Source organism: Sphingomonas flavalba (assembly GCF_004796535.1).
Taxonomy (GTDB): domain Bacteria; phylum Pseudomonadota; class Alphaproteobacteria; order Sphingomonadales; family Sphingomonadaceae; genus Sphingomonas_L; species Sphingomonas_L flavalba.
Genome location: NZ_SPHY01000032.1, coordinates 1 through 8,861 on the forward strand (window position 1 = coordinate 1; position 8,861 = coordinate 8,861).

Sequence of the window (8,861 nt, forward strand, 5' to 3'; positions counted from 1 at the left end):
CACCCGGCCTCCCACAAGATACTGCCATTGGGAGGCCGGGTGAGGGAGCGGGCCGGTGCCGCTTCCGCTTCCGCTTCAAGCGGACAAACTCTAGGGGCGGGGCAGGGCGGCTGCTTTCGGATTTCCGTGCGAAATATCGCGGCATCGCGGAAAAGCGCCCGCCGGGCCGACGCGGGGGCGGGAGGGCGGCCATCCGTAGCGGAACGCGGGTTCGGGATACGAGGCGGACGCGGTCAATTGCAATTGATTTGCAAGTGCAAAGATTTACAGGACTGGACAGTTGAAGCCTTAACTTATTCGGCCTAAGGCCCCGCCGAGTTCAACGCGCGCGGGTGCTTTGCGGCAATTTCGCGCATCCCGAAGCGGAGGAATGGATGGCCCGGAAAAAGATTGCCCTGATCGGTGCCGGCAATATCGGCGGCACGCTGGCGCACCTGGCGGCGAAGAAGGAGCTGGGCGACATCGTGCTGTTCGACGTCGTCGAGGGCGTGCCGCAGGGCAAGGCGCTGGACCTGTCGCAGTGCGGGCCGATCGAGGGCTTCGACGCGAAGATTACCGGCACCAATGACTATGCCGACATCGCCGGCGCCGACGTGATCATCGTCACCGCCGGTGTGCCGCGCAAGCCGGGCATGAGCCGCGACGACCTGCTGGGCATCAACCTCAAAGTGATGAAGGCGGTCGGCGAGGGCATCAAGGCCAACGCCCCCGACGCGTTCGTCGTGTGCATCACCAACCCGCTCGACGCGATGGTCTGGGCGCTGCGCGAATTTTCCGGCCTGCCGCACAACAAGGTGGTCGGCATGGCCGGCGTGCTCGATTCGGCGCGGTTCAGCCATTTCCTCGCCGACGAGTTCAACGTGTCGGTCAAGGACGTCAGCACCTTCGTGCTCGGCGGCCATGGCGATACGATGGTGCCGGTCGTCCAGTATTCGACCGTCGCCGGCATCCCGGTGCCCGACCTGGTCAAGATGGGCTGGTCGACCCAGGAGCGGATCGACGCGATCGTCCAGCGCACCCGTTCGGGCGGCGGTGAGATCGTCGGCCTGCTGAAGACCGGTTCGGCCTTCTACGCGCCGGCGACCAGCGGCATCGCGATGGCCGAAGCCTATCTGAACGACCAGAAGCGCCTGCTGCCGTGCGCCGCCTATGTCGACGGCGCCTATGGCGTCGACGGCCTGTATGTCGGCGTGCCGGTGGTGATCGGCGCCGGCGGTGTCGAGAAGGTTGTCGAGATTGCGCTCGACGACACCGCCAAGGCCAATTTCCAGACCTCGGTTGACGCGGTGAAGGGTTTGCTTGACGCCTGCAAGGCGATCGACGGCTCCCTGGCCTGATCCACATGCGCGGGGTCGCCCGGCGGCGGCCCTGTGCGCCCGACACAGCACCCGCCGCTGCGGCGTAGGCGAAGGACGAAGCGAACCCATGAGCATTCTTGTCGACAAGAACACCAAGGTCATCACCCAGGGTATCACCGGGGCGCAGGGCACGTTTCACAGCGAGCAGGCGATCGCTTACGGCACGCAGGTGGTCGGTGGGGTGACGCCGGGCAAGGGCGGCACCACCCACATCGGCCTGCCGGTGTTCGACACGGTCGGCGAGGCGGTTGCCGCGACCGGCGCCGACGCCAGCGTCATCTACGTGCCGCCGCCCTTCGCCGCCGATTCGATCCTGGAGGCGATCGACGCCGAGGTGCCGCTGATCGTCTGCATCACCGAGGGCATCCCGGTGCTCGACATGGTGAAGGTCAAGCGGTCGCTGTCGGGATCGAAGTCGCGGCTGATCGGGCCGAACTGCCCCGGCGTGCTGACCCCCGGCGAGTGCAAGATCGGCATCATGCCGGGCAACATCTTTTCCAATGGATCGGTCGGCGTCGTCTCGCGTTCAGGTACGCTGACCTATGAGGCGGTGTTCCAGACGACCAACGAGGGGCTGGGCCAGACCACCGCCGTCGGCATTGGCGGCGATCCGGTCAACGGCACCAACTTCATCGACGTGCTGGAGTTGTTTCTGGCCGACGAAGCCACCAAGTCGATCATCATGATCGGCGAGATCGGCGGTTCGGCCGAGGAGGAGGCGGCGCAGTTCCTGATCGACGAGGCCAAGCGCGGGCGCAAGAAGCCGGTCGTCGGCTTCATCGCCGGGCGCACCGCCCCGCCGGGACGCCGCATGGGCCATGCCGGCGCGATCGTGTCCGGCGGCAAGGGCGGCGCCGACGACAAGATCGCGGCGATGGAAGCCGCCGGGATCACAGTGTCGCCAAGCCCGTCCGAACTGGGCACGACGCTGGCCCGGGTGCTGAAGGGGTAACGGGGCCTGAACCTTCCGCCTTGAGGCGGGGATTCGGGATTGCGTGTTTCAAGGTCCCGGCTTCCGCCGGGACGACGAGGTGAAGATGGGTATCGAAGGCCAGGACTTCAGTTTCGTCGAAGGCGCCAGCCCTTCGTTCGTCGAGGCACTCTACCGCCGTTACGCGGCCGACCCGGCGTCGGTCGACGCCGGCTGGCGCGCATGGTTCGCCGGGCTGGAAGCCGCCCATGACGGGCCGAGCTGGAAGCGGCACAACTGGCCGCCGGCCGACACCGACGCGCTGACCGCCGGGCTTGACCCGACGCAGATGGCGCCGGCGCCGGCCGCGCCGAAGCGGGACGCCCGCGCCGCCGCCCCGGTCGACAGCGACGCGATCGCGCGCGCGGCGGCGGATTCGATCCGTGCCCAGATGCTGATCCGTACCTACCGCGTGCGCGGGCATCTGGCGGCGAAGCTCGACCCGCTCGGCCAGTCCAAGCGCGAGCTGCCGGCCGACCTGATGCCGGAATATCACGGCTTTTCCGGCGCCGACCTCGACCGGCCGATCTACCTGGGCGGCACGCTGGGCCTGGAATACGCGTCGGTGCGCGAGATCGTCGCGATCCTGACCGCCAATTACTGCGGCTCCGTCGGCCTGGAGTACATGCACATCGCCGACGTCGAGGAGCGGCGGTTCCTGCAGGACCGGATGGAGGGCAAGAACAAGGAGATCGAGTTCACGCCGGAAGGCAAGAAGGCGATCCTGTCCAAGGTCATCCAGGCCGAGCAGTATGAGGCGTTCCTTGGCCGCAAATATGTCGGCACCAAGCGCTTCGGCCTGGACGGCGGTGAGGCGATGATCCCCGCGCTGGAGGCGGTGATCAAATATGGCGGCCAGTACGGCGTGCGCGAGATCGTTTACGGCATGGCGCATCGCGGCCGGCTGAACGTGCTCGCCAATGTGATGGCCAAGCCGTTCCACGTCATCTTCCACGAGTTTTCCGGTGGCTCCGCCAACCCGGAGGATGTCGGCGGATCGGGCGACGTCAAATACCATCTCGGCACATCGGCCGACCGCGAGTTCGACGGGATCAGCGTCCACATGTCGCTGGTGCCCAACCCGTCGCACCTGGAGGCGGTGAACCCGGTGGTGCTGGGCAAGGCGCGCGCGCAGCACATGGTGCAGGACGAGCCGGGTAAGCACGGCCGGGTGCTGCCGGTGCTGATCCACGGCGACGCGGCGTTCGCCGGCCAGGGCATCGTGTGGGAATGCCTGAGCTTTTCCGGCATTCGCGGCTACAATACGGGCGGCTGCGTCCACTTCATCATCAACAACCAGATCGGCTTCACCACCAGCCCGCAATTCGCGCGCTCCTCGCCCTATCCATCGGACGTGGCGAAGGGGGTGCAGGCGCCGATCTTCCACGTCAACGGCGACGATCCCGAAGCGGTGACCTTCGCCTGCAAGATAGCGATCGAATTCCGCCAGACCTTTGGCCGCGACATCGTCATCGACATGTGGTGCTATCGCCGCTTTGGCCATAACGAGGGCGACGAGCCGAGCTTCACCCAGCCGCTGATGTACGAGCGCATCCGCAAGCACCCGAAGGTCAGCGCGGTCTATGCCGAGCGGCTGAAGGGCGAGGGCGTGGTCGACGACGCGTTCGTCGAGAAGGCGGGCGCCGATTTCGTCGCGCTGCTCGACGACGAATTCGCCGCCGCCGCCAGCTACAAGGCCAACAAGGCGGACTGGTTCACCGGCCGCTGGTCCGGCCTGCACAAGCCGGCCGACAGCGGCAGCGAGCACCGCGAGGTCAAGACGGGCATCACCGCGAAGCTGTTCGACAGCCTGGGGCGGACGCTGACCACGGTGCCGGAAGGGCTGACCATCCACAAGACGCTGGGCCGGATCCTCGACGCCAAGCGGGCGATGTTCAAGTCCGGCGAGGGATTCGACTGGGCGACGGCGGAGGCGCTGGCGTTCGGCGCGCTGCTGTCCGAAGGCTATAGCGTGCGCCTGTCCGGCCAGGATTCCGGCCGCGGCACGTTCAGCCAGCGCCACGCGGTGTGGGTCGACCAGAAAAACGAGGCGCGCTACGTGCCGCTCGACCAGGTGCCGCACGGGCGCTTCGAGGTGCTCGACAGCCCGCTGTCGGAATTCGGCGTGCTCGGCTTCGAATACGGCTATGCGCTGGCCGACCCCAAGACGCTGGTGCTGTGGGAAGCGCAGTTCGGCGACTTCGCCAACGGCGCGCAGGTGATCATCGACCAGTTCGTCGCCTCGTCCGAGGCGAAGTGGCTGCGCGCCAACGGCCTGGTGATGCTGCTGCCCCACGGCTATGAAGGCCAGGGGCCGGAGCACAGCTCCGCGCGGCTGGAGCGGTTCCTGCAACTGTGCGCCAGCGACAACATGCAGGTCGCCAACTGCACGACGCCGGCCAATTACTTCCACATCCTGCGCCGGCAAAACCTGCGGACCTTCCGCAAGCCGCTGGTGATGATGACGCCAAAGTCGCTGCTGCGCCACAAGATGGCGGTATCCGACGCCGACGCGTTCATCGGCGACAGCGGCTTCCGCATGATCCTGCCCGACCCGACCGGGCCGGAGGACAAGGCGGTCAAGCGGCTGGTGCTGTGTTCCGGCAAGGTCGCCTACGACCTGATCGAGGCGCGCGACGCGGCGGCGGACGAGGACATCGCGATCGTCCGCATCGAGCAGCTCTATCCGTTCCCGAGCGAGGCGCTGGTTGCGCTGCTGAAGCGGCTGACGGCGCTGGACAATGTCGTCTGGTGCCAGGAGGAGCCGAAGAACAACGGCGCCTGGTTCTTCGTCGAGCCGCTGATCGAGCAGTGCCTGAAGCAGGCGGGCACCAAGCCGAAGCGGGCGCGCTATGCCGGGCGGGCGGGGTCCGCCTCGCCGGCGACCGGTCTGATGAAGCGCCACCTGGCCGAGCAGGGCGCGCTGATCGCCGAGGCGCTGGGCCACAGCGTGCGCGAAGAGATCAAGCGCCAGAAGAAGGGCTGAACCGAACGGTGGCGCCTGTCCTTGCCCTGCTGCTGCTGCCGGCGCCGGCGAGCGTCGACCTGGCGGCGTTCACCTGGTTTCCGTTGAAGCCGGTGGCGGGCGAACGCGCGGCGATCGGCGTCGCGCGGGCGGCGGATGATGGCGCCGGGCGGCGGGTGGCGACGCTGCAGATCGGCCGGGCCGAGGGCGCGGGGGTGGACAACCCGCTGCTGGTGGTCGACGCCGATTGCGCCGGCGAGCGGCTGCGCCGGATCGATGCGTTCAGCGTCGACCATGCGCTGACCACCGCGACGCCGGTCGATGCGGCGCTGGCCGGGGCGATGCGGGTGCCGCCGGCTTCGGACGGCGGCGGCGCCATGCTATTCGACGATTACGAGGCGCTGGGCGCGGCGTTGCGCTGGGCCTGCGACGATGATGCGCTGGCGGTGGCGCGGGCCGTGCCGCTGGCGGATTTGAAGCGGAAAGACAGTTTCACCAAGCGCGGCAACTGAAGCGCGGAGCAGAGGACAGGACATGGCGACCGACGTGAAGGTGCCCGTGCTGGGCGAATCGATCAGCGAAGCGACGATCGGCGAGTGGCTGAAGCAGCCCGGCGATCCGGTGAAGGCCGACGAGCCGGTCGTCAGCCTGGAAACCGACAAGGTGGCGGTCGAGGTGCCGGCGCCGGTGGCGGGGGTGATGGGCGCCCATGCCGCGCAGGTCGGCGATACCGTAACCGTCGGCGCGGTGATTGCGATTATCGAGGCAGGCGGTGGCGCCGCCGCTGCCGCGCCGGCCCCGGCCGCCGCCACGGCCGCGCCGGTGGAGGCCAAGGCGGCTGAGCCGGAAGCGAGCGAGCGGACCCTGTCCCCGGCGGTGCGCCGGGTGGTGCTGGAAAAGGGGCTGGACCCGAGTTCGATCAAGGGCACCGGCAAGGACGGCCGGCTGACCAAGGAGGACGTGCTGCGCGCCGCCGAGGCGAAGCCGGCCGCCGCGCCGGAAGCGGAGGACGCCGCCCCGGCGCCGGTCGCCGCGGCCGCCGCCGGCGAGCGGCGCGAGGAGCGAGTGCGGATGACCCGCCTGCGCCAGACCGTCGCCAAGCGGCTGAAGGAGGCGCAGAACACCGCCGCGATGCTGACGACGTTCAACGATGTCGACATGTCGGCGGTGATGGAGGCGCGGGCGAAGTACAAGGACCTGTTCGAGAAGAAGCACGGCGTGCGGCTGGGCTTCATGGGCTTCTTCGTCAAGGCGGCGTGCCAGGCGCTGAAGGACATTCCGGCGGTCAACGCCGCGATCGAGGGCGACGAGATCGTCTACCGCGACTATGTCGACGTGTCGGTCGCGGTGTCGGCGCCGACCGGGCTGGTCGTGCCGGTGGTGCGCGACGCGCAGGCGATGTCGGTCGCCGAGATCGAGCGGACGATCGGCGATTTCGGCCGCCGCGCCAAGGACGGCACGCTGAAGATCGAGGAGATGAAGGGCGGCACCTTCACCATTTCCAACGGCGGCGTGTTCGGATCGCTGATGTCGACGCCGATCATCAACCCGCCGCAGGCGGCGGTGCTGGGCCTCCACCGGATCGAGGACCGCCCGGTCGTCCGCGACGGGCAGGTCGTCGTCCGCCCGATGATGTATCTGGCGCTGAGCTACGACCACCGGCTGATCGACGGCCGCGAGGCGGTGACCTTCCTCGTCGCGCTGAAGAACGCGATCGAGGACCCGACGCGGCTGCTGATCGACCTGTAAGGATTGCCAAGTATCGCCGGCGGCGGCGCGGAAGGAGCTTTTCATGGCTGACTATGACTATGACGTCCTGGTGATCGGGGCCGGCCCCGGCGGCTATGTCGCGGCGATCCGGGCGGCGCAGCTGGGGTTGCGTACCGCCTGCGTGGAAAGCCGCGAGACGCTGGGCGGGACCTGCCTGAACGTCGGCTGCATTCCGTCCAAGGCGCTGCTCCACGCGTCCGAGCTGTACGAGGCGGCGGCGGGCGGGGCGCTGGCCAAGCTGGGCATCAAGACCGGCGCGGTCAGCCTGGACCTGGCGGCGATGCACGGTCAGCGCACCGACGCGGTCAAGGGGCTGACCGCCGGCATCGCCTTCCTGTTCAAGAAGAACAAGGTCGAGTGGCTGAACGGCCATGCCGCCTTCGCCGGCACGGATTCGGTCAAGGTCGGCGACCGCACGATCAGGGCGAAGAATATCGTCATCGCCACCGGATCGTCGGTGACGCCGCTGCCCGGCGTCGAGGTCGACCAGAAGGTCGTCGTCGATTCGACCGGCGCGCTGGAGCTGGGCAAGGTGCCGGAGCATCTGGTGGTGATTGGCGGCGGCGTGATCGGGCTGGAACTGGGCAGCGTGTGGCGCCGGGTCGGCGCCAAAGTGACCGTCGTCGAGTTCCTCGACCAGCTGCTGCCGGGCATGGACGGCGAGATCCGCAAGGAGGCCGGCCGGCTGTTCAAGAAGCAGGGCATGGAGCTGAAGCTGTCGACCAAGGTCACCGGCGTGAAGGTGAAGGGCGGCAAGGCCACGCTGACCGTGGAGCCGGCGCAGGGCGGCGCCAGCGAGACGATCGAGGCCGATGCCGTACTGGTATCGATCGGCCGGCGGCCGAACACCGATGGACTGGAGCTGGCGGCGGCTGGGCTGGCGACCAACCAGCGCGGGCAGATCGAGGTCGACCACCAGTTCCGCACCGCGACGCCCGGCATCTGGGCGATCGGCGACGTCGCGCCCGGCCCGATGCTGGCCCACAAGGCGGAGGACGAGGGCATCGCGGTTGCCGAGAACATCGCCGGGCTGACCGGCATCGTGAACCACGACGTGATCCCGTCCGTCGTCTACACCGCGCCGGAGATCGCCGGCGTCGGCCTGACCGAGGAGCAGGCGAAGGAACGCGGCGAGATCAAGACCGGCAAGTTCCCGATGGCGGCGAACAGCCGCGCCAAGACCAACCACGAGCCGGACGGCTGGGTGAAGGTGATCGCCGACGCCAAGACCGACCGGGTGCTGGGGGTATGGATGATCGCCTCCGTCGCCGGCACGATGATCGCCCAGGCGGCGCAGGCGATGGAATTCGGCGCGACCAGCGAGGATATCGCCTATACCTGCCACGCCCACCCGACCCATTCGGAAGCGGTGAAGGAAGCGGCGATGGCGGTGACCGGCAAGCCGATCCACATGTGACCGGGCGGGCCGGGTGGCCCGCGATCCGCGTCGGCGCGTGGATTGCCGCGCCCCCTGCGGGGGCTTGCAATGACGGGGGATGTGGCGTGCGGGCGCGGTTTTGCGGACGGATCGTCGCGCGCGGCCGTGCGGCTTCGCCTTGCGGGGCGGGCGCGGCGAGGGGCCGGCCATGGATCGACATCGTTCAGCCGGCGTTTGTCGGGGGTGGTGCCGGTGCGGGCGCCCGTCGCAACGATGGAGATACCGATGAAGATGCTGCTGATCGCCGCCGCCTTCGCCCTTGGCGGCGCGGCCGTCGCGCAGGACCAGCCGGCCGCCGAGGCCGCGCCGGCCGAAGCGGCACCGCCGGGCGCCGCCGAGCAACTGCCGCCGCCGTCGGTG

General features: G+C 68.7%; 6 protein-coding genes. All 6 read left to right on the forward strand.

Features of this window, described 5'->3' with window-relative positions; translation table 11 throughout:
• Nucleotides 1-374: 374 nt before the first annotated feature.
• The 6 genes from mdh (at nt 375) to lpdA (ending at nt 8,480) form a co-directional block, all read left to right on the forward strand.
• The gene (mdh, locus tag E4A53_RS14485; protein WP_136163826.1) at nt 375-1,337 is read left to right on the forward strand and encodes a malate dehydrogenase; all 963 of its coding nucleotides are present in this window, start codon (nt 375-377) and stop codon (nt 1,335-1,337) included.
• A gap of 88 nt (nt 1,338-1,425) precedes the next feature.
• On the forward strand, nt 1,426-2,310 hold the full coding sequence (sucD, locus tag E4A53_RS14490; protein WP_136163827.1) for a succinate--CoA ligase subunit alpha: 885 nt from the start codon (nt 1,426-1,428) through the stop codon (nt 2,308-2,310).
• A gap of 85 nt (nt 2,311-2,395) precedes the next feature.
• Complete coding sequence (locus E4A53_RS14495; protein WP_136163828.1) at nt 2,396-5,314, forward strand: 2-oxoglutarate dehydrogenase E1 component; 2,919 nt, start codon at nt 2,396-2,398, stop codon at nt 5,312-5,314.
• 8 nt (nt 5,315-5,322) lie between these two features.
• The gene (locus E4A53_RS14500) at nt 5,323-5,805 is read left to right on the forward strand and encodes a hypothetical protein (RefSeq protein ID WP_136163829.1); all 483 of its coding nucleotides are present in this window, start codon (nt 5,323-5,325) and stop codon (nt 5,803-5,805) included.
• A gap of 22 nt (nt 5,806-5,827) precedes the next feature.
• On the forward strand, nt 5,828-7,042 hold the full coding sequence (gene odhB / locus E4A53_RS14505; protein ID WP_136163830.1) for a 2-oxoglutarate dehydrogenase complex dihydrolipoyllysine-residue succinyltransferase: 1,215 nt from the start codon (nt 5,828-5,830) through the stop codon (nt 7,040-7,042).
• 43 nt (nt 7,043-7,085) lie between these two features.
• The gene (lpdA, locus tag E4A53_RS14510) at nt 7,086-8,480 is read left to right on the forward strand and encodes a dihydrolipoyl dehydrogenase (RefSeq protein WP_136163831.1); all 1,395 of its coding nucleotides are present in this window, start codon (nt 7,086-7,088) and stop codon (nt 8,478-8,480) included.
• Nucleotides 8,481-8,861 lie beyond the last annotated feature (381 nt).